16 protein-coding genes and 1 pseudogene are annotated in these 20,134 nt (G+C 72.6%); 11 read left to right on the forward strand and 6 right to left on the reverse strand.

What is annotated here, in order from left to right; genetic code table 11:
• Positions 1-31: 31 nt before the first annotated feature.
• Complete coding sequence (gene hemH, locus B6G06_RS05410; protein ID WP_081171359.1) at positions 32-1,096, reverse strand: ferrochelatase; 1,065 nt, start codon at positions 1,094-1,096, stop codon at positions 32-34.
• 93 nt (positions 1,097-1,189) lie between these two features.
• Here hemH and B6G06_RS10510 point away from each other — a divergent pair.
• Positions 1,190-1,384 (forward strand): annotated as a pseudogene (locus tag B6G06_RS10510) (leucine zipper domain-containing protein); the annotation flags it as partial.
• A 111-nt stretch (positions 1,385-1,495) separates the two neighbouring features.
• On the opposite strand, the gene hemW reads toward B6G06_RS10510, so the two are convergent.
• From hemW to lepA, 5 genes are all read right to left on the reverse strand, one after another.
• A complete protein-coding gene (hemW, locus tag B6G06_RS05420; protein ID WP_205635443.1) occupies positions 1,496-2,812 on the reverse strand; it encodes a radical SAM family heme chaperone HemW in 1,317 nt (438 codons plus the stop codon).
• Positions 2,809-4,146 carry an MFS transporter gene (locus B6G06_RS05425; protein WP_081171363.1) on the reverse strand — a complete coding sequence of 446 codons (1,338 nt, stop codon included), beginning with the start codon at positions 4,144-4,146 and terminating at the stop codon, positions 2,809-2,811. The genes hemW and B6G06_RS05425 overlap by 4 nt, the downstream gene beginning before the upstream one ends.
• Positions 4,147-4,153: 7 nt before the next feature.
• A complete protein-coding gene (gene trmB, locus B6G06_RS05430; RefSeq protein WP_080462781.1) occupies positions 4,154-5,110 on the reverse strand; it encodes a tRNA (guanosine(46)-N7)-methyltransferase TrmB in 957 nt (318 codons plus the stop codon).
• Positions 5,111-5,122: 12 nt separating this feature from the next.
• Entirely contained in the window at positions 5,123-6,001 is an 879-nt protein-coding gene (locus B6G06_RS05435) for an MOSC domain-containing protein (RefSeq protein WP_081171365.1), read from the reverse strand.
• 63 nt (positions 6,002-6,064) lie between these two features.
• Positions 6,065-7,945 (reverse strand): translation elongation factor 4, encoded by a 1,881-nt coding sequence (gene lepA, locus B6G06_RS05440; protein WP_081171367.1) that lies wholly within the window; start codon positions 7,943-7,945, stop codon positions 6,065-6,067.
• 309 nt (positions 7,946-8,254) lie between these two features.
• Here lepA and B6G06_RS05445 point away from each other — a divergent pair, with 309 nt between their 5' ends.
• The 10 genes from B6G06_RS05445 (at position 8,255) to rpsT (ending at position 20,055) form a co-directional block, all read left to right on the forward strand.
• Positions 8,255-8,728, forward strand: a complete 474-nt coding sequence (locus tag B6G06_RS05445; RefSeq protein ID WP_080462814.1) for a DedA family protein — start codon at positions 8,255-8,257, stop codon at positions 8,726-8,728.
• Positions 8,729-9,051: 323 nt separating this feature from the next.
• Positions 9,052-10,416 (forward strand): tryptophan synthase subunit beta, encoded by a 1,365-nt coding sequence (gene trpB / locus B6G06_RS05450; RefSeq protein WP_420807184.1) that lies wholly within the window; start codon positions 9,052-9,054, stop codon positions 10,414-10,416.
• A 30-nt stretch (positions 10,417-10,446) separates the two neighbouring features.
• Positions 10,447-12,153 (forward strand): anthranilate synthase component 1, encoded by a 1,707-nt coding sequence (locus B6G06_RS05455; protein WP_081171369.1) that lies wholly within the window; start codon positions 10,447-10,449, stop codon positions 12,151-12,153.
• Positions 12,154-12,795, forward strand: coding sequence for an anthranilate synthase component II (locus tag B6G06_RS05460; protein WP_081171371.1), 642 nt, complete (start codon positions 12,154-12,156; stop codon positions 12,793-12,795). It abuts the gene before it with no gap.
• Positions 12,792-13,946, forward strand: coding sequence for an anthranilate phosphoribosyltransferase (trpD, locus tag B6G06_RS05465; protein WP_081171373.1), 1,155 nt, complete (start codon positions 12,792-12,794; stop codon positions 13,944-13,946). The genes B6G06_RS05460 and trpD overlap by 4 nt, the downstream gene beginning before the upstream one ends.
• Positions 13,943-16,282: a tryptophan synthase subunit beta gene (trpB, locus tag B6G06_RS05470; protein ID WP_081171375.1), complete on the forward strand. Its 2,340-nt coding sequence runs from the start codon at positions 13,943-13,945 to the stop codon at positions 16,280-16,282. The genes trpD and trpB (B6G06_RS05470) overlap by 4 nt, the downstream gene beginning before the upstream one ends.
• A complete protein-coding gene (gene trpA / locus B6G06_RS05475) occupies positions 16,282-17,136 on the forward strand; it encodes a tryptophan synthase subunit alpha (RefSeq protein WP_081171377.1) in 855 nt (284 codons plus the stop codon). The genes trpB (B6G06_RS05470) and trpA overlap by 1 nt, the downstream gene beginning before the upstream one ends.
• Positions 17,137-17,300: 164 nt before the next feature.
• Entirely contained in the window at positions 17,301-18,845 is a 1,545-nt protein-coding gene (locus tag B6G06_RS05480) for a hypothetical protein (RefSeq protein WP_081171379.1), read from the forward strand.
• An 81-nt stretch (positions 18,846-18,926) separates the two neighbouring features.
• A complete protein-coding gene (locus B6G06_RS05485; protein ID WP_080462791.1) occupies positions 18,927-19,559 on the forward strand; it encodes a type II toxin-antitoxin system PemK/MazF family toxin in 633 nt (210 codons plus the stop codon).
• 235 nt (positions 19,560-19,794) lie between these two features.
• On the forward strand, positions 19,795-20,055 hold the full coding sequence (gene rpsT, locus B6G06_RS05490; protein WP_017178374.1) for a 30S ribosomal protein S20: 261 nt from the start codon (positions 19,795-19,797) through the stop codon (positions 20,053-20,055).
• The last annotated feature ends 79 nt before the right edge of the window (positions 20,056-20,134 follow it).

Below are 20,134 nucleotides of genomic sequence, written 5' to 3' on the forward strand. Positions count from 1 at the left end.
ACCATAGCCGACAGCGCGAAACCGCCCCGTTTCAATCCACCCATCCGGACAGCGCGCTGCGGGCCTGCTCGGCCAGCGCGGCCACGCAGCCGGGCGCGTCATTGCCCCAGGGGATGTAGTGGAAGTCCCCTCCCCCGGCGGCGGTGAAGGCCTGCCTGTTGAGCTGGTCGATCTCCTCCAGGGTCTCCAGGCAGTCGGCCATGAAGCCGGGGCAGATGACGTCGAGGCGCGGGCAGCCGGCCGCACCCAGCCCAGCAACGGTGTCGATGGTGGCCGGCCCAATCCACTTCGCAGGCCCGAACACGGACTGGAAGGTGGTGCGGATGAGGCCCTCGGGGGCGGCAAGCCGCGCGGTGAGGAGGTCGGCGGTGCGCTCGCACTCGGAGCGATAGGGGTCCCCGGCGTCGTGCATGGCCCGGGGGATGGAGTGGAAGGACAGCAGGAGGCGCCCGCCGGCGGCGGGGTCGGGGCGGCCGTAGTGCTCCCAGTGGCCCTCGATGGCGGTTGCCAGGGCCTCGATGTAGGCAGGGGCATCGGGGAAGGAGCGGATGGTGCGCAGCTCGGGCTGATCGCGGCCGGCGAGGATGAAACGGGCCGCCTCGTCGATGACGGTGCCCTGACTGGAGGCGGAGTACTGGGGGTAGGCGGGCAGGACGGCGATGCGGCGGCAGCCCGCCTCCATGAGCTCGCCCATGACGCGCCTGAGGGCCGGCTTTCCGTAGCGCATGGCGATGCGGACCTGGACGGCGTCGCCGAGGGCACTCGCGAGGAGCTCGCCCTGCCGCTCGGTGTGGTGCATGAGGGGAGAGCCGGAGTGGCTGGTCTCGTGGCCGACGCGCCAGATGGTGGCGTACTTGCGGGCTGAGCGCGCTGGTCGGATGGTGAGGACGACGCTCTCGAGGATGGGGCGCCACAGGGCGGGATGGGTCTCGATGACGCGCCTGTCGGTGAGGAACTCGCGCAGGAAAGGGCGCACGTGCTTGGCAGTGGGCGCCTCGGGCGTACCGAGGTTGGCCAGAATGAGCGCTGGACGGGAATCAGGGCCAGGATGTGCGGGGGTCACGGGGTCCTCGACGGCGTGGGCGGGTGGCTTCATGACGACGCGACTCGATTCGTCACCTCCGCGAGATTACCCGATCCCGGCCGGGCTAAGTTGCACTTCCCTGGCGTCCGATCCGAGGAGGCCTTCATGACTGACGCTAACGCACCTTTGACGCCTGAGGGGCGTCGTCGTCTGGCCCGTGTGGTGATGGAGGAGGGCTGGTCGATGCGTCGGGCGGCTGAGCGCTTCCAGGTATCACCGGCCACGTCCAGCCGGTGGGTGGGGCGCTGCCGGGCCTGCCGGGCGATGGACAACCGCTCCTGCCGTCGCCACCGCACTCCCATCAGCCGCGCCCACAACCTCACAGGGAACTACACCTAACCGGCACGGGTGCCGGCACGCGAAATGGCGAGGTTCGAGGTTCGCTTTCCGCGCGCGCCGCCGGAGCAGGCCTCAGGCGGTCAGGGCACGGGTGACGGTGTCGGCCATGAGGCGGCCGCGCAGAGTGAGGATGGCGCGCCCGCGCAGGGCGGCCGCGCCATCGAGCAGGCCATCGGCGACGAGTCGGCCCACCACGGGCACGAGCCTCCTCGGCGCGCGCCCGGCGCCGGAGCCCGGCTCATCGCCGCCCACCTCACCCGGCTCCCCCAGTTGCGCCAGTGCGATGCCCTCGCGCAGGCGGATGCCCAGCATGACCCGCTCCAGGAGCCGGGAGTCGGCGTCGATCACCTCGTGCCCGGCCACCGGGAGCCTTCCGCTGAGCGCCTGCGCCGCCCAGACCAGGGGGTGCTTGGCGTTCCACAGGCGCACGTCGCCCAGGTGGCTGTGCGCCCCGGGGCCGGCGCCCCACCAGTCCCAGTCCTGCCAGTAGGCGCGGTTGTGCCGGCACTCGTGGCCGGGCAGCGCCCAGTTGGAGATCTCGTACCACTCGTAGCCGGCGCTCGCCAGGAGGCGGTCGGCCAGCTCGTACTTGGCGGCCTCATCGTCGTCGCTGGGCATGGGCAGCTCGCCGCGCCGCACCTGGGCCCACATGCGCGTGCCCTCCTCGATGACGAGGCCGTAGGCGCTCAGGTGATCCGGGCCGATCTCCACAGCGGCCTCGAGGGAGCGCTCCCAGTCCTCCAGGGACTCCCCCGGCGCGCCGTAGATGAGGTCGAGGCTCGTGCCCAGTCCCGCTCGCCGCGCCCAATCGACCACCAGTGGCACGCGGGACGGCTCGTGCGTGCGGTCCAGGGCCCTCAGCACATGGGGCACCGCCGACTGCATCCCGAAGGACACCCGGGTGAAGCCGGCCTCCGCCAGCGCTGCCAGACCCGCCTCGTCCACGGAGTCCGGGTTCGCCTCGGTGGTCACCTCGGCGCCCTCATCCAGCCCGAAGGCCTCCCTCACGAGTCCGATCATCGCGGCCAGGTCCGAGGGCGGGAGCATTGTCGGGGTGCCGCCGCCCACGAAGACCGTGGCGGCCCGGCGCGCGGGAAGGCCCGCGTCATCCATCGCGGCGCGGGCGGTGCGCAGTTCGGCGGCCAGAGTGCTCACGTAGTCGACCGCGGAGGCGCCCTGCCCCATGTGGAGGTTCGTGTAGGTGTTGAAGTCGCAGTAGCCGCAGCGCACCCGGCAGTAGGGCACGTGCAGGTAGACGGAGAACGGACGCGCAGCTCCATCGGCGCGCCCGGGCCCCGCTGCCCCGCACCGGGCTCCCGGCGCCGGCGCGGCCGCCTCGGGTGGCAGGCCATCGACAAGGGGCGCCCCCACGGGCTGGGCCGGGCTCACGCCTCCGCCTCCCCCATGAGGCCGGCGGGGCCAGTGGCCCGGAAGGCGTCGCCCGCGGGCCATCGGGCCGCGATCTGCCCGCAGACCGTCATGAGCACGAGCGCCGCCACCACGACGGCGAACGGCGCCGCCCAGCCCCCGGTCGCCTCGCGCATCCAGCCCAGGACGATCGGTCCCACCGCGGCGGCGCAGTACCCTACCGTCTGGATCAGCGCGGTGGTGCGCCGGTTGTCATCCAATGATTCAGCGCGCTGGATGACCAGGGAGAACAGGGCGGCGAAGAACGCGCCCTGCGCGATCCCGGACAAGAGGCACGGCACCAGCCAGGCGGTCGGCGCCACGATCATCGCCACCGGTAGCGCCAGCCAGCAGGCGCTCAGCACTCCCAGCATGCGCGCGCCGGACCAGCCCAGGGCCTCGAGCATGAGGGGCACGAGCATCGGGCCCACGATCCCCGTCATCGCGAACACCGAGGAGGCCAGGCCCGCGGCGGACTCGCTCATCCCGGCGGTCTGCGCGAGCGCCGTCGGCAGCCAGCCGGAGATCGCGTAGAAGGCGAGGACGTGCCCGGTGAAGGCCAGCGCCATCACCCAGGCCAGCGGACGGCGCCACACGGGCCCGCCCGTCGGCGTCCGCCCCGTGGCGCCGATCGCCCCACGATCGCCCCCGGCATCCTCGTGGCCCCCGCCGATCAGGGAGCGCTCCCCCACCCAGGCGCTCATGCCCGAGCGGCGCCGCAGGCTCTCACGCGGCGCAGTCGAGCCCGGCGGGTAGACCCACCACCAGGCAGCCGCTGCCAAGGCCACGGGGATCACGGTCCACGCCAGGGCCGAGCCGCGCCAGCCGACCGCTGCGGCGAGGGGGACGGCCAGTGCCGTCGCGGCCATGACAAGGACATTGCAGGTGGCCGAGTACAGGCCGGTCATGAGGGAGGCCCGGTGCCAGAAGTCCCGGCCGATGACCATCGGCGCCACGAGGTTGCCGATCGTCAGCCCCGCGCCGATGAGCACGGTCCCCGCGAAGGCCGCCGCCGCGCCCCCGGCGGAGCGGAGCACGGCCCCGACGACCACCGCGCCCATCATCACCAGGCCCGAGGCATTGACCCCCATCCGCCTCACCGCGATGGAGGCCGCCGGGGTGAGCAGGCCGAAGCAGAGCACCGGCACGCTGGTGAGCGCCCCGCGCACCGCCCCTGACAGGCCCAGATCATCGCCCAGGCGCGGCAGGAGCGGCGGGATGACGCCCACCGGCACCCGCACGACAGCGCAGAGCCCCAGGAAGCCGAGCGCGATGATGGCGAGCCACGCCCGCCTGGGCAGTCGGATCCCGCTCATCGGGCCGTCAATCCGTCAGCCCCTCGGGCGCGAAGAGCCCGGGGGCGCCGTTGTCCAGGCGCTCCAGCGCGGTGGGGCGGGCGGCCGGGATCCACTGCTCCTCTGTGCGAACCGCCGTCAGGTCGCGGATCGTGCGCCCCTCGTCGATGCCGCGCTGCTCGAAGCGGGTCATGGCGCGCCCGGCGAAGCGCTCCGACCATCCACCGCGCGCACCCGATGGAGAGCCGGGGTCCACTCCGTTGCCCGCGTCCCCGGCGACGGCGCTCCCAGCGCCCAGGTCGGGGCGCGCACCGGCGTCGTCGTAGCGGAAGTAGGGGCCGGTCGAATCGGCCTCGATGCCCTCGGGAAGGGCGGAGGCGCCCTCCAGGACGTCGCGCATCTGCCAGGCGTAGTCCGCCCAATCCGTGGCCAGGCGCCACACGCCGCCGGGGCGCAGCACCCGGGCCACGGAATCCGCGAAGGCGGCGTTCACCAGACGGCGCTTGCGGTGCCGGGCCTTGCGCCACGGATCGGGGAAGAACACCCACACCTCGCTCGCGCAGCCCACGGGCAGGGCGGTGGCCAGCAGCTCGGCGCCGTCGGCGGGCACGACGCGCGCATTGCGCAGGCCCTGGCGGTGGATCGAGGCGACGAGCCGGGCGATCGCTGTCTCCCATACCTCGACGGCCAGGTGGTCGACGCCCGGATGGGCGGCGGCGTGGGCCAGGACGGCCTCCCCCGAGCCCGAGCCGATCTCGACGACGAGGGGGCGGCCCCAGCCCTGGTGGCCGAACAGCGCCTCGGGATCGAGGCGGAAGCCGGGGGCGACGGTGCGCACGGCGTCGCGCCGGGGCACGTCCACCACGTAGCGGGGGGCGAGAGCGGCCAGGGCCTCGGCCTGCGCCTCGCTCAGGCGCCCGCCGGCGCGGGAGTAGGAGCGCACTCGCGAGTGGATCGCGTGGGAGCGCGGTGGGTGCTGCTGCATCGGTCCGTCCCCTCAGCCGACCTGTTCATTAGCGGCGGCAACCACGTACTTGCGCGTGAAATCGGCCAGGCGGAGGTTGCCGAAGGCCTCGGAAGCGAGCATCGCCCGGGCATCGCGCGGGTCGTGGTGGGCGAACCAGCGGTGGCAGGTGACGCGGTGCCCGGGGGTGGACACCACCCGGACCTCGTCGCCGGCGGACACGCTCCCGTCGCGCAGCACGGAGAGGTAGACGCCCACGCGGGCTCGCTCGGAGAAGACCTCCGCCCAGTCGCCACGGCCCATGCCGCGGGCGAAGGTGGAGCAGGGGTTGCGCACGCCGGTGACCGTGACGAGGATGCCGCGCCGCGGACTGTCCTCACCAGGCTCGCCGGGCGGGATGGGCCCCTCGGCCTCGCCGATGGACCGCTCGCTCCCCCTCCCCTGAGCGGAGCCCGGACCGATGGACAGGATCGCACCGATCTCGACGTCGTCGATACCGCCGATGGCGCCCGGCTCGATGAGCATGTTCTCGCCCATGTTCCCGGCGGCCAGGCCGTGCTCGGGGCCGAGCACCCCGGCCCAGTGGCGGGCCTCGGCGGCATCCATGACGTAGAGGGCCTTGTCGAGGCCGCCGTGATGCTCGCGATCCGCCTGCTGGTCCCCCAACAGGCCCAGGGCATTGACCGCCACGGGGCCGTCGACGGGGGCCTTGTGGATCGCGGAGACGCCGGGGGCGCCGCAGTCGGGGCGCAGGCGCGCCACGACGCACACGGCGCCGACGGCGCCCACGAGGTCTCCGTCGACGAAGGGCGAGGGCTCGTCGCGGTGGCGCCCATCGGTGCCCGCGTGCGGCTCGCCCAGCACCCGGGCGAGCCCGCGGGTGAGAACCAGATCAGCGCCGTCGTCCCTCATGACATCCTCCTGCTCCCCGCGGCCCGGCGAATCGGAGCGCCGAGCCGCTGTCCGCGATTCTTCCTACTTGCCGTCCTTGCCGGTGGGGTTGTCCGCGCCGAGCGCCGCGATGAAGGCCTCTTGCGGGACATCGACGCTTCCGATCGCCTTCATCCGCTTCTTGCCCTCCTTCTGCTTCTCCAGCAGTTTGCGCTTGCGGGAGATATCTCCCCCGTAGCACTTGGCGAGCATGTCCTTGCGCAGGGCGCGGATGGTCTCACGGGCGATGATCCGCGAGCCGATGGCCGCCTGCACGGGCACCTCGAACTGCTGGCGCGGGATGAGCTCCTTGAGGCGCTTGGTGAGTTTGAGGCCGTAGGAGTAGGCGGCGTCCTTGTGGACGATGGCGCTGAAGGCGTCCACCTTCTCCCCGTTGAGCAGGATGTCCACCTTGACCAGGTCCGCGGACTGCTCGCCGTCCATCTCATAGTCGAGGGAGGCGTAGCCGCGGGTGCGGGACTTCAGGGCGTCGAAGAAGTCGAAGACGATCTCCGCCAGGGGCAGCACGTAGTGCATCTCCACGCGGGTCTCGGAGAGATAGTCCATGCCCTGCATGGTGCCGCGCCGCGACTGGCACAGCTCCATGACGGTGCCCACGAACTCACTGGGGGTCAGAATGGTCGCGCGGACCACGGGCTCCTGGACGTCGAGGATCTTGCCCTCGGGGTACTCCGAGGGGTTGGTGACGGTGTGGACGGCGCGGTCCTCGGTGGTGACCCGGTAGACCACGGAGGGGGCGGTGGAGATGATGTCGAGGTTGAACTCGCGCTCGAGGCGCTCCCGAATGATCTCCAGGTGCAGCAGGCCGAGGTAGCCGCAGCGGAAGCCGAAGCCGAGGGCCACGGAGGTCTCGGGCTCATAGGTGAGGGCGGCGTCGTTGAGCTTGAGCTTGTCCAGGGCGTCGCGCAGGACGGGGAAGTCCGAGCCGTCCACGGGGAAGAGGCCGGAGAACACCATGGGCTTGGGCTCCTGGTATCCGGCCAGCGGCTCGGCGGCCGGCGCGGCGGCGGAGGTGACGGTGTCGCCGACCTTGGACTGGCGCACGTCCTTGACCCCGGTGATGAGGTAGCCGACCTCCCCGGCGCCCAGGCCCCCCGTGGGGCTGGGCTCGGGGCTGATGACGCCGATCTCGAGCAGGTCGTGGACAGCGGTGGTGGAGAGCATCTCGATGCGCTCGCGGGGCTTGAGGGCGCCGTCGACGACGCGCACGTAGGTGACGACGCCGCGGTAGGTGTCGTACACGGAGTCGAAGATCATGGCGCGCGTGGGTCCGGCGGGGTCGCCCACCGGCGCGGGGACGGCCTCGACGATGCGGTCGAGCAGTTCGGGCACGCCGGCACCGGTCTTGCCGGAGACCTTCAGGATGTCTGCGGGCTCGCAGCCGATGAGCGCGGCGATCTCGTCGGCGTGGCGCTCGGGCTCGGCGGCGGGCAGGTCGATCTTGTTGAGCACCGGGATGATCGCAAGATCGCCCTCGATGGCCATGTAGAGATTGGCGAGGGTCTGGGCCTGGATGCCCTGGGCGGCGTCGACGAGCAGGACGGCCCCCTCGCAGGCCGCCAGGGAGCGGTTGACCTCGTAGGAGAAGTCGACGTGCCCGGGGGTGTCGATCATGTTGAGGGCGTAGGGGCGGATGGCGCCGTCGGGGCCGGGCGCGCCCCAGGGCATGCGCACGGCCTGGGATTTGATGGTGATGCCGCGCTCGCGCTCGATGTCCATGCGGTCGAGGTACTGGGCGCGCATGTCGCGGGGGGCGACGACGCCGGTGGCCTGAAGCATGCGGTCGGCCAGGGTGGACTTGCCGTGGTCGATATGGGCGATGATGGAGAAGTTCCTGATCAGCGCGGGATCGGTCGCGGCCGGGGTGACGGCGGCGGCCTGCTCGGGCGTGAGGATCGGTGACACGGATACCTTCCGGACGGGCGCGGCGGGGCGCGCGGAACATACTGGGATCAGTCTCCCACGCCGTCGCCCGGGGCTGCGCGACCGCAGCCGGATGCGGGCCCGTGGCCTCAGAGATGATCGGCTGAAATGGCGAGGTTCGAGGATCGCTCGGCCGAACCGAGGTGGTTGGCCGATCAATGACCGCGTGATCCTGCGGATCTGGCCCCTGCTGGCTGGACGCGTGGGAGAAGCAATCCTCAAACCTCGCCATTCCCGTCGGCTGCGGATGGCGCTTCGCGCCTCAGGTGAGGCTCGACTAAGGTGCATGGCGTGATCGAGCGGATCCACGAGCTCCCCTTCGCCTGGGTGCTCTTCTTCTTCTGGTGCGGCGCCATGGCGCGCTCGAACGCCATGTACTGGACGGGGCGGTGCCTGGGCGCGGGGGCCTCGCGGAGCCGCTGGGCCCGGATCCTGCGAACCCCGGCGTACGCGAACGCCCAGGAGTGGGCAGCGCGCTGGGGCATCTGGGCAGTCCCCCTCTCCTTCCTCACGATCGGCGCGCAGTCACTCGTTCAGGTCTCGGCCGGGGTCGCGCGCGTGCCCGTGCCGCGCTACCTGCTGGCCACGGCGATCGGCGCACTTCTGTGGGCCGGGATCTACACGACCATCGGCATCGCGGTGCTGGCCGGATGGATGGCCAGCCCCGCGGGACGCTTGATGACGATCGTGGCGCTGGCGGCCGTGGCCGCCGCCCTCCTGCTGCGCAGGAGGGCGGCGGGGAGGAGGGCCCCCGCACCGCAATGAGCCGGGGCCCACGGCTCAGGGAGGGCGGCGGCCCCGGCGCGTCGGGGGCGCCGAGGGTAACTCGACGCCTGCACCCGGCCGCCCCTCGCTCCATCCCATGATATGAGCGCCGCCACATCGGATTTGCCGCCCGCTTCCCGGCTCCCCTAGCCTTCCTCCCATGACGACGACGCGCACCCGCTGCTGGTGGTGGCTCCCCTGAGGGCGAGCCACTGACACGTCGTACCCGACGCCCCGCTCGCCACGAAGGCGGGCGCGAGAGCGCAAGGAGTCCCCGGGCCCGCCTTGAGAGCATGACCACCCCTCCAAGGAAAGAGCCCCGCATGAGCACCGCGAACGCCGCCCAGTCGGCTCCTACTGCCCACGACGCCGAGTCCCTTCCCGGCGCCGCCCCCACCGCCGGCCGCGTCCCGACCGGCCCGCTCGGCCCCGACGCCCCGGGATACACGGCCCCGGCCCCCGGCACGGACATCCCCCGCCGCACGCTGCTGCCGGCCTTCTTCGGGCGCTTCGGCGGCCAGGAGGTCCCCGATTTCCTCCTACCCGCGCTCGATGAGCTCGAGGCCGCCTATACCGAGGCCGTCGACGACCCGGACTTCCTGGCCGCGCTCGAGGACCTGCGCGAGGGATACCTCGGCCGCCCCACGCCCCTGTACGAGTGCCGTGGCCTCTCGCGCCCCGACACCCGCATCATCCTCAAGCGCGAGGACCTCGTCCACGGCGGCGCCCACAAGGGCAACAACGCTCTCGGGCAGGCCCTCCTGGCCAAGCGCATGGGCAAGACCCGCCTCATCGCGGAGACCGGCGCGGGCCAGCACGGCACCGCCACCGCGATGGTCGCCGCCCTGCTGGGCCTGGAGTGCACGATCTACATGGGCGCCCACGATGTCGAGCGCCAGCGCCCCAATGTGGAGCGCATGGAGCTCATGGGCGCCAGGGTCGTCCCCGTGACCACCGGCTCGCAGGGCCTCAAGGACGCCGTCGACACCGCCCTGACGCAGTGGTGCGAGCGCCTGGAGTCCACCGCCTACATCCTGGGCTCGGCCACCGGTCCCCATCCCTTCCCCACGATCGTCCACTACTTCCAGTCGGTGATCTCCATCGAGTCCCGCGCCCAGATGCTCGCCCGCTACGGACGCCTGCCGGACGCCGTCATCGCCTGCGTGGGCGGGGGATCCAACGCCATCGGCGCCTTCAGCGAGTACCTGGACGACGACGTCGAGCTCATCGGCGTCGAGCCCGCGGGCAGGGGCCTGAGCACCGGCCTCCATGGCGCCCCCATCTGCGCCGGCCGCACCGGCGTGCTCCACGGCACGCGTTCCTACGTCATGCTCGACGACGACGGCGCCGTCCTGCCCTCCCACTCCATCTCCGCCGGCCTCGACTACCCCTCCGTGGGCCCCGAGCACGCGCACCTGGCCGACACCGGTCGCGCCAGGTACGTCGGCATCACCGACGACGACGCCCTGGCCGCCTTCCGGGAGCTCTCCCGCCGAGGGGATCATCCCCGCCATGGAGTCCTCCCACGCCCTCGCCGAGGCGCTGCGGATCGCCCGCGAGCGCGAGGTGGGCGGACAGACCGAGGATATGCTGCTCCTGGTCAACCTGTCCGGGCGCGGGGACAAGGACATGCACGAGGTCCGCGAGCACCTGTCCTGACCCGCCCTGGAGATGAGCGGAGACGATGAGGAGCGATCAGACGCGATGAGGAGCGCAGCATGACCATCACAGGAACTGCGGGATCGGCGGAGCCCGCGGATCCCATCCGGCCCGCTGAGCCCACTGTGCTGACCCGCAGGGTCCGCTACCCCCACGACTCCGGGGCGCTCGTGAGGCGCCTGGCGGAGGCCGGCGCGATCGCCACCACCGCAGACGCCGCGGGCAGTGCCCGCAGGCCGGTGGATGTTGTCCTGCTGGAGAGCGCGGATATCACCACGGGCTCCTCGCGCACGACGGTCCTCATGCTCGAGGCGAGCGCACGACTGACCTGTGAGGGGAACCAGGTGGTCATCGAGGCCCTGGACCGGGCCCGGCCCGACGGAGAGGCCGCCGTGGCGCGCATGCGCGCATCCCTGGCGGATCGCGTCGTCGAGGAGGCGCCCGGCCGTCTGGCGGTGCGGATCCCCTCACCGGCCGACAGCGCCGGGATGGAGGAGCGGGAGCGGCTGACGGCCCCCTCCACCTTGGAGCCGCTGCGGGTGCTGGCCTCCCAGGAGGTCGACCATCCCCACCTGCCGCTCGTGGCGGGAGTGTTCGCCTTCGACTACCTGGCGGGCTTCGAACAGCTGCCGCAGGTGTCCGCAGGGCCCAACACCTGCCCGGACTACCTGTTCTACACCGCGCGCATCCTCCTGGTCATCGACCACCCCACCGGTGAGGCGACACTGGTGGGGGCGAGCGTGGACGCCGATGATCTCGCGCGCAGGATCGACGAGCTGGCCACCGTCATCGACACCGCGAGGCCCGCGCCGGCCCCGGATGCGGGCGGGCCCGCGCCGGTGGCGGGAGGCGCCGGCCCAGTGTCCGTCCCAGCCGCCCGACCGATCGCCCGCGCCGTGCCGAGCGTCTCGGACAGCGATTTCGCGGGGCTCGTGGCCGGGCTCCAGGAGTCGATCGCCGCCGGGGACGTCTACCAGGTGGTTCCGTCGCGGGCGTTCACGATCGACTGCCCGGACGCGCTGAAGGCCTACCGCGCGCTGCGCGAGTCGAATCCGAGTCCCTACATGTTCTACGTGGCCGCTCCCGGCTTCGAGCTCCTGGGCGCCTCCCCCGAGTCCGCCCTGCTGCACAGCGCGGCCACGGGCGAGGTGGCCATCCGGCCCATCGCCGGCACTCGGCCGCGCGGGCTGGCCCCGGACGGCTCCGTGGACCATGAGCGGGATACGCGCCTGGAGCTGGAGCTGCGCACGGACGCCAAGGAGATCGCCGAGCACGTCATGCTCGTGGACCTGGCGCGCAACGACGTCGCCCGAGTCAGCGCGCCGGGCACCCGGAAAGTGCGCGAGCTGCTGCGCGTGGACCGCTACAGCCGCGTCATGCACCTGGTCTCGGAAGTATCCGGACAGCTGGACCCGGGCCTGGACGCCCTGGACGCCTTCCGCGCCTCGATGACGATGGGCACGCTCACCGGCGCGCCGAAGCTGCGGGCCGCCGAGCTCATCCGCGCCACCGAAGGCATGCGGCGCGGCTCCTACGGGGGCTCGGTGGGCTACTTGCGCGGCGACGGCGAGCTCGACACCTGCATCGTCATCCGCTCGGCCTTCGTGGCGGGCGGGCGGGCCCTGGTGCAGGCCGGCGCGGGCGTCGTCGGCGCCTCCGATCCGGCCGCCGAGGCGGCCGAGACCGTCCACAAGGCCAGCGCGGTGCTGGCGGCCGTGGCGGCCGCGCGGGGCGCTGAGCTCGTCATCGAGACCGGGGAGGCCTGAGTGCGCATCATCCTGCTGGACAACCGCGATTCCTTCGTCTACAACCTCGTCGACCAACTCGCCGTGCTGGGCATGGACACCGAGGTCTACCGCAACACGGTGCCGGCTTCCACGGTCCTGGCCGCCTTGGGGCCGACGGCGCAGGAGGCGGCCGCGGGCCAGCGCCCCGCCCTGGTCCTCTCCCCCGGCCCCGGGCACCCCCGCCAGGCGGGCTGCATGATGGAGGTCCTGGGCGCCGCCCTGGAGCGCGGCCTGCCGACGCTGGGCATCTGCCTGGGCTTCCAGGCCATCGTCGAGGCCTGCGGTGGGAGCGTGGGCAGAGTCGAGCCGGTCCACGGCCGCTCCACCCGCGCGGAGGTCACGTCCGCCGGGCGCGCCGATGCCGCCTTCGCCGTGCTCGGCGGCGGGCCCCTGGACGTCGCCCGCTACCACTCGCTCGGCACGCGCGAACTGCCCGCCGATCTGGAGTGCCTGGCCCGCACCGGCGACGGGATCGTCATGGCCGCGCGCCACCGACGGCGCCCCGCCGTCGGCCTCCAGTTCCACCCCGAGTCCATCCTCACCCCGGCCGGCCCCGCGATCCTGCGGGCCCTCATCGCCGGATTGACCACCGCGACCGCAAGCGCAGGAGAAAGACGATGACAGAGCCGACAACCGTGCCAGAGCCCACCACTGCCCCGGTCCCCTCGGCATCGACCGCCGCCGGGCCCGAGGACGCCCACCGGCTCCTGCGCGAGGTCATCCAGGGCCGCCGGCTCAGCCGCGAGGAGACCGGCATCGTCTTCGCCGCCCTGGGCGCCGGGGACCTCTCCGAGGCAGAGACCGCCGCCCTGCTCGCCGCCCTGCACTCGCGCGGGGAGACCGCCGACGAGGTGGCGGGGGCCGCGAGCGCCTTCCGCCGGGCCGCGCGCCCCTTCCCCGCCGTCGCCTTCCCCCTCGTGGATGTCGTGGGCACGGGCGGTGACGGCGTGGGCACGATCAATATCTCGACGGCCGCCGGCCTCGTCGCGGCATCGATGGGCATCTCGGTGGCCAAGCACGGCAACCGGGCGGTGTCCTCCAAGACAGGGGCGGCCGACGTCGTCGCGGCCCTGGGCCTGCCCCTGGAGGTGACAGCGGAGCAGGCCGTCGAGCTGCTGGCGCGCGATCACTTTACGTTCCTGTTCGCCCAGGCCTACCACCCGGCAATGAGGCACGTGGCGCCGATCCGCCGGGCCCTGGCCACGCCCACGATCTTCAACGTGCTCGGCCCTCTGCTCAACCCCGCGCACCTGACCTACCAGCTCATGGGCGTGTGGGATCCCTCCATGCTCGACATGATCGCCGAGTCCATGGTCAAGCTGGGCCGCAAGCGCGCCCTCATCGTGCACGGGGCGGGCACCGATGAGATCGCCGTCCACGGCGCCACGCAGGTGCGGGAGGCCACCCCCCGCGGGATCAAGGCCTACGAGGTCACCCCCGCTGATCTCGGAGTGAGGCGCTGGGAGCTATCGGATATCCTGGGCGGGCAGGCGGCGGAGAACGCCGCCGCCCTGCGCGAGGCGCTCGCGGGCAGGGGAGAGCCGGCCCACCGCGATGCCATTGCCGTCAACGCCGGCGCCCTGCTCTACCTCGCGGGGCCCGCGGACAACCTGGCCGATGGCACCCGCATGGCCCTGGAGCAGATCGCCTCGGGCGCGGCCGGCAGGCACCTGGAGACCATGACCACCGCAGAGCAGTTGGCGGCCCGCTCCGGACGGGCCGACGAGACGAGTCGCGAGAGCAGTGAGAGCACTGAGGAGGAGCGCGCATGAGCATCGGCTCCGCCTCGCAGGGCGCGGCGGCGCGCCCCGATCGCGCCCCGATCGAGGAGCGCCTCATGTCCACCGGCACGGTGCTGGACACGATCGTGGCCGGGAGGCGTCGACGCCTGCCCGAGCTGCGCGAGCGCTTCGGCCACCTGGAGGCCTCGGCCCTGCCCCGCTCCGGGCGCTCCTTCGAGGCGGCGCTGCGGCGCCGCACGGGCCCCGCCGTCAGCCCGCGCCCGGCGATCATCATGGAGTGCAAGGCGGCCTCGCCGTCGCTCGGCTCGATCCGGACCGACTACGACCCAGCCGCGCTGGCTTCCTCCTACGCCCCCTACGCGGCGGCGATCTCCGTGCTCACCGAGCCCGACCGCTTCAACGGCGAGTACGAGGACCTGGCCCGGGTGCGCGCAGCGGTGGACCTGCCGGTCCTGTGCAAGGACTTCATCGTCGACCCCGTGCAGGTGCTCGCGGCCCGCCACCTGGGGGCGGACGCAATCCTCCTCATGCTCTCCGTGGTGCCCGACGACGTCTACCGGGAGCTGGCGGGGCTGGCGGCCTCCTTGGGCATGGGCGTGCTCACGGAGGTCTCCACCCCCGGCGAGATGAGCCGGGCGGCCGCCCTGGGCGCGCGGGTCATCGGCATCAACAACCGGGATCTGCGCACGCTGGACACGGATCTGGCGCGCACCGAGGAGATGTCGCCCCTGGCGCCGGCCGGGGCGGTCCTCGTGGGCGAGTCCGGGATCCATGGGCCGGGGGATGTGCGGCGCCTGGCCGGGATCGTGGACGCCCTGCTGGTGGGCTCGAGTCTGTCGGGCTCGGCGGATGCCGGGGCCGCGGCCCGTGCGCTCGTCGAGGCCGTGCCGCTGCCGAGCGGGCCCTCCGGGGCACGGGCCGGCGCCGGCTCCCCGGCACCCGGGGCGTCCCCGGTCTCCCCTGCGCTGAGGCGCGCGCGCCTGGCCGAGGCCGCCGCCACGCCGCCGGGCCCGGACGGCCGCTGGGAGCACCCGCGCCTCGATCCCTACTTCGGGGAGTATGGGGGCCAGTTCGTGCCCGAGCTGCTCATCCCCGCCCTGGATCAGTTGGAGGACGCCTTCATCGCCGCGAGCGCGGACCCCGGCTTCGCCGCCGAGCTCGACGAGCTCCTGCGCCGCTACTTGGGGCGCCCCACGCCGATGACCGAGCTGCGCAATCTGCCGCTGCGGGGCAATGCGAGGATCCTGCTCAAGCGCGAGGACCTCGTCCACGGCGGTGCCCATAAGGGCAACCAGGTGCTCGGCCAGGCACTCCTGGCCAAACGGATGGGCAAGCGGCGCATCATCGCCGAGACCGGCGCGGGCCAGCACGGCACCGCCACCGCGATGGTCTGCTCGCTGCTGGGCCTGGAGTGCACGATCTACATGGGCGCTACCGACGTGGTGCGCCAGGCGGCCAATGTGGAGCGCATGGAGCTCATGGGCGCGCGAGTGGTGCCCGTGGCCAGCGGCGCGGGTACTCTCAAGGACGCCGTCAACGAGGCGTTGAGGGACTGGACGGCCTCGTTCAAGGACACCCACTACCTGCTGGGCACCGCCGCCGGCCCGCACCCCTTCCCCACGATCGTCCACGCCTTCCACCGGGTCATCTCCACCGAGGCCCGCGCCCAGGCGCTCGCGCTCACGGGGCGCCTGCCCGATGAGGTGATCGCCTGCGTGGGCGGGGGGTCGAACGCCATCGGCATGTTCTCCGACTTCATCGACGACGCCTGCGTGGGGCTCATCGGCGTCGAGCCCGCGGGCGAGGGCCTGGATCGCCGCCACGGGGCGCCGATCAACGCCGGCGCCATCGGGATCCTCCACGGCGCCCGCTCCTACCTCATGCGCGACGACGACGGCCAGGTCGAGGAGTCCTTCTCCGTGTCCGCCGGCCTGGACTACCCCGGGGTCGGCCCTGAGCACGCACGACTGTCCGATACGGGACGGGCCCGGTACGTCGGCATCACCGATGAGGAGGCTCTGGAGGCCTTCCGGCTGCTCAGTCGCCATGAGGGGATCATCCCGGCCCTGGAGTCCTCCCACGCCCTCGCCCAGGCCCTCAAGATCGCTGAGGCGGTCCCCGATGGCGCCGAGCCGCCCATCCTGCTCGTGTGCCTGTCCGGACGCGGGGACAAGGACCTCGACCAGGTGCGGGCGCGCATGGGCGGCTCCTTCAGCGACGACGGCGCGGTGGCCCGGGCAGCCGTGATGCTGAGGCTGATGGGCAAGCGCGGTGAGTACGAGGCCCTGGCGGCCCAGGCCGGAGCCGCCGGCCGGGCTGCGCCGACGGCGCTCGGAGTGGGCTCGAGTGATGAGGGGGAGCGCTGATGGATCGCTACGCATCGATGTTCACCGCCCTGCGTGAGCGGGGCGAGGGGGCCTTCGTCCCCTTCGTCATGGTGGGCGACCCCAGCGCGGAGCTATCCGAGGAGGTCATCGAGGCGCTCATCGCCGGGGGCGCGGACGCCCTGGAGCTCGGGGTGCCGTTCAGCGACCCCGTCGCCGACGGACCCACGATCCAGCGCGCCCATATCCGAGCCCAGGAGGCCGGGGCCACCCTGGCCGACTGCCTGGGAGTGGTGGCGCGCGTGCGCCGGCACCACCCGGAAACGCCCATCGGCATGCTCATCTACGGGAATGTGCCCTTCGCCGTCGGCCTGGAGCCCTTCTACGCCAGGTGCGCCGAGGCGGGGATCGACTCGGTCCTGCTGCCCGATGTCCCGGTACGCGAGTCACCCGCCTTCTCAGCCGCCGCGGCGCGGGCGGGGATCTCCCCGGTGTACATCGCCCCGCCGTCGGCCGCGCCCCACACGCTCGACGCCGTGGCGGGCGCCTCGCGGGGCTACGTGTACGCGGTCTCGCGCGTGGGGGTCACCGGCGCGGAGCAGGCCGCCTCGACCGTGGGACTGGCCGAATCGGTGGCCAGGCTGCGGGCCGGTGCCGCGGCACCGGTCATGCTCGGCTTCGGCATCTCCCGCCCCGAGCAGGTCGCCGAGGCGATCGCCGCGGGGGCCGATGGGGCGATCTCCGGGTCGGCGACCGTCCAGATCGTGGAGTCTCACGCCCCGGCTATCGCCGCGGCGCGGCCGGGCAGCCGCGCGAGGGAGGAGGCCGTCGCGGCGATGCGCGCGGAACTGCGCGGCTTCGTCGCCGCGATGAAGGCGGCCACGCGGCCCGGGTGACGGCGCGGGACGGGAATCGGAGCGGCAAAGGCCTTGTGACGAGGGAGGATAGCGGGGGCGACCTCCCAATTGACGGGCGCGAATCTCTTCACAAGTGATGCCTGCCACGTTAGATTGACGGGGTGTCCTTAATCGTTTCGAGACATTGTGAGAGAAGGCCTGCCATGCGCCGAGCACGTTCCGTACCTTCGTCCCCGCCGCGCCGGGTCCTCGGCGCCGTCCTGGCCCTGCCCCTGGCGCTCGTCGCCCTGGTCGCCGTCCCCGCCGACGCGCAGATGGCCGCTCCCAGCGGCGGCAATGACGACATCAGCGTCACCGGCTCCTACTCCCCCGGGGGCACCGGCTGCCAGGGCGCCGATGAGGCCGCCCACTGCCTCTTCTGGGGCGTGCGCATCCCTGACACCGTGGCACCGGGCAGGGAGATGACCCTGACCCTCGAGGCCGACTCCCAGCCGGGACAGTGGACCTGGAACTGCCCCTCGGCGCAGGGGGTCACCGGCATAGCCACCCTCTACACCAGTGACGACCCGGAGGGCCCGATCCGTCGCTACGGTTCATCGGGACTCGGGCTGCTCTCCCGCATCTACAACCAGTACTCCAGGCACGGCGACTACTCCGCATCCGCCGATGGCGTCTCCTGCTCCCCCGAGCACCTGAGCCTGGCCTACACGGTCGACTTCTCCGGCCGCCCCTCCGGCTCCTACCTCGACCTGAGCATCGGGACGCTGGTCAACGCGCCGGGGGACCAGGCGCGCGACTACACGCTCAAGCCGACCCTGACGACCACCGAGGACGCCACGCCTCACAGCCCCACGGCCACAGCGGCCAAGGAGCCGGCGAGCGCCACTCACGCCACAGTGACCACGAGCAAGCAGGATCCGCCCGGGGACGCCGCCAAGGACGCCGGTCGATACACGGCCACCATCCACAACGACTCCACCACCGCCCTGTCGGGCTTCACGATCGCGGCCGCGCGCACGGAGGGCCCGGCCACGATCACGAGGCTGAGCTGCGATCTGACCGCCTTCGGGGGCGGCGTCGTGACCGCGGAGGGCCCGGCCACGAGGCAGGAGATTTCGGGGGGCGGGGCCGTCATCCCGGCGGACCAGGAGGCCACATGCCAGGTGGATCTGAGCGGCGTCATCGGGTACAACACCATCTCCACGTCCGTCACCGCCCAGGACGGCAAGATCTTCTCCTCCCTCTACGAGGATGAGCGCGCCCGCGGCGAGGTCTCGGCGACGGTCGCCCAGAGCGGCGTCACCGTGCAGGGCCCGGACGCCACGCACCCGGCGCCCCACGTCATCGTCGACTACACCGTGGCCCTCTCCAACACCACTGACGTGGTGGGTTGGACGCCGAGCTTCACCCTGACCGCGAGGCCGCCGACAGGATTGAGGCTCGAGTACGCCGAGCCCAGCGGCACAGCCTGGTGGCTGCGCAGCACCCTGCTGCCCGACGCCAATGGCAGTATCGCCGTGGGCATGTCGAGCCCGTTGTACAGCAACTCCGGGCACACGGTGACGCTGTCCGTCGTCTACTCGGTGGACAGCGGCGCGATCACCCCGGACGGCTGGAAGGCCCTAGGGACCTGCGACCCGAATGACCCGTCGAAGGGCCTGAGCGCCACGATCGACGTCAAGGGCAACGACACGATCGACACGGTCTCCCTCCCCCTGTGCACCATCGTGACCCAGGCGAGGAAGTAGAGGCGGCGGACCGGCGCCGCGCCGGCGCGATCCACCGGGGGCGCCCCCTCGCAGTCGGCCGCGGGCTGTAGGGTGGCGCCCATGGCCAGCCTTCTCGACGGGATCCTGCGCGCGGTCGGCCGCGCTGCCACCGACGTCCTCACCCCCGCCCTCAAGCAGCGCGCGCGCCGCACCAGTCGCGCCGCTCGCCCTGGGCATGAGGGCTCCATCGACTCCACGGCCGGAACCGCCTCCCCCGCCCCCCGCCGCCGAGAAGGCGCGGCCGCCCGGACCACGCCGGCCCCCATCGGCGGGAGCGCCGGCATCCGCCCCTACGACGTGGCCTCCGCCGGGCTCCCCTCCTTCGACTACACCCCCAACCCCGACGGCAACGCCGACCCCGGCGAGGTCGTGTGGACCTGGGTCCCCTACGAGGAGGACGCCTCCCAGGGCAAGGACCGCCCCGTCCTGATCCTGGCCCGCAGCGGGGATCGCCTCATCGTCGCCCAGATGACGTCGAAGGACCATGATCGCGACGCCGCCCAGGAGGCCCGCCACGGCCGCTACTGGTTCGACGTCGGCCCGGGCGCCTGGGACCCGAAGGGCCGTCCGAGCGAGGTCCGGCTCGACCGCCTCCTCGTCGTCGAGTCGTCCGCGATCCGCCGCGAGGGAGCCACGATGGGTCGGGGGACCTTCGCCGCCGTCGTCGCCGCGCTGCGCGAGCACTGGGCCTGACGAGCGGGGGGAGGTCCGCGGGAAGAGCGCGACGCACCTCACGCCGCCCGCGCTCCCGCCGCGGGCGCCGAGGGGCGCCGTTTTGCTAGAGTGCGTTCTTGGACCTCTGGCCTGGCCGGCTTCGGGGTCCGGCGACCGGGCATCGCCGGGTGCTTCCACCACCTTCTCACGCCTGCGACGCGAACCCTCTTTCCGGCCAATGACCATCTGACGATCGAGAAAGCAACACTGAACAGTGGCGAACATCAAGTCCCAGATCAAGCGCATCAAGACCAACGAGAAGGCCCGTCTGCGCAACCAGTCCGTCAAGTCCGAGCTCAAGACCTACGTGCGCCGCGTGCGCCAGGCCGTTGAGGCCGGGGACAAGGCCGCCGCAGAGGAGGGTCTCAAGAAGGCCTGCCGTAAGCTGGACAAGGCTGTCTCCAAGGGCGTCATCCACAAGAACCAGGCCGCGAACCGCAAGTCGAAGCTGGCCAAGCGCGTCGCCTCCCTCTGAGGCCACCGCCTCCGACGATCAGCGGCTCGGGGCGCCTCCCCCGTGGAAAGGCGCCCCGAGCCGCTCTCCATCCACCCGC

Source organism: Actinomyces gaoshouyii, assembly GCF_002076915.1.
Classification (GTDB): Bacteria; Actinomycetota; Actinomycetes; order Actinomycetales; family Actinomycetaceae; genus Actinomyces; species Actinomyces gaoshouyii.

Excerpts from the sequence above, each read along its gene's own strand:
- hemH (WP_081171359.1), bottom strand. The coding sequence starts at position 1,096 with ATGAAGCCACCCGCCCACGCCGTCGAGGACCCCGTGACCCCCGCACAT.
- B6G06_RS05425 (WP_081171363.1), bottom strand. The coding sequence starts at position 4,146 with ATGAGCGGGATCCGACTGCCCAGGCGGGCGTGGCTCGCCATCATCGCG.
- trmB (WP_080462781.1), bottom strand. The coding sequence starts at position 5,110 with ATGCAGCAGCACCCACCGCGCTCCCACGCGATCCACTCGCGAGTGCGC.
- B6G06_RS05435 (WP_081171365.1), bottom strand. The coding sequence starts at position 6,001 with ATGAGGGACGACGGCGCTGATCTGGTTCTCACCCGCGGGCTCGCCCGG.
- trpB (WP_420807184.1), top strand. The coding sequence starts at position 9,052 with ATGAGCACCGCGAACGCCGCCCAGTCGGCTCCTACTGCCCACGACGCC.
- B6G06_RS05455 (WP_081171369.1), top strand. The coding sequence starts at position 10,447 with ATGACCATCACAGGAACTGCGGGATCGGCGGAGCCCGCGGATCCCATC.
- trpD (WP_081171373.1), top strand. The coding sequence starts at position 12,792 with ATGACAGAGCCGACAACCGTGCCAGAGCCCACCACTGCCCCGGTCCCC.
- trpB (WP_081171375.1), top strand. The coding sequence starts at position 13,943 with ATGAGCATCGGCTCCGCCTCGCAGGGCGCGGCGGCGCGCCCCGATCGC.
- trpA (WP_081171377.1), top strand. The coding sequence starts at position 16,282 with ATGGATCGCTACGCATCGATGTTCACCGCCCTGCGTGAGCGGGGCGAG.
- B6G06_RS05480 (WP_081171379.1), top strand. The coding sequence starts at position 17,301 with ATGCGCCGAGCACGTTCCGTACCTTCGTCCCCGCCGCGCCGGGTCCTC.
- B6G06_RS05485 (WP_080462791.1), top strand. The coding sequence starts at position 18,927 with ATGGCCAGCCTTCTCGACGGGATCCTGCGCGCGGTCGGCCGCGCTGCC.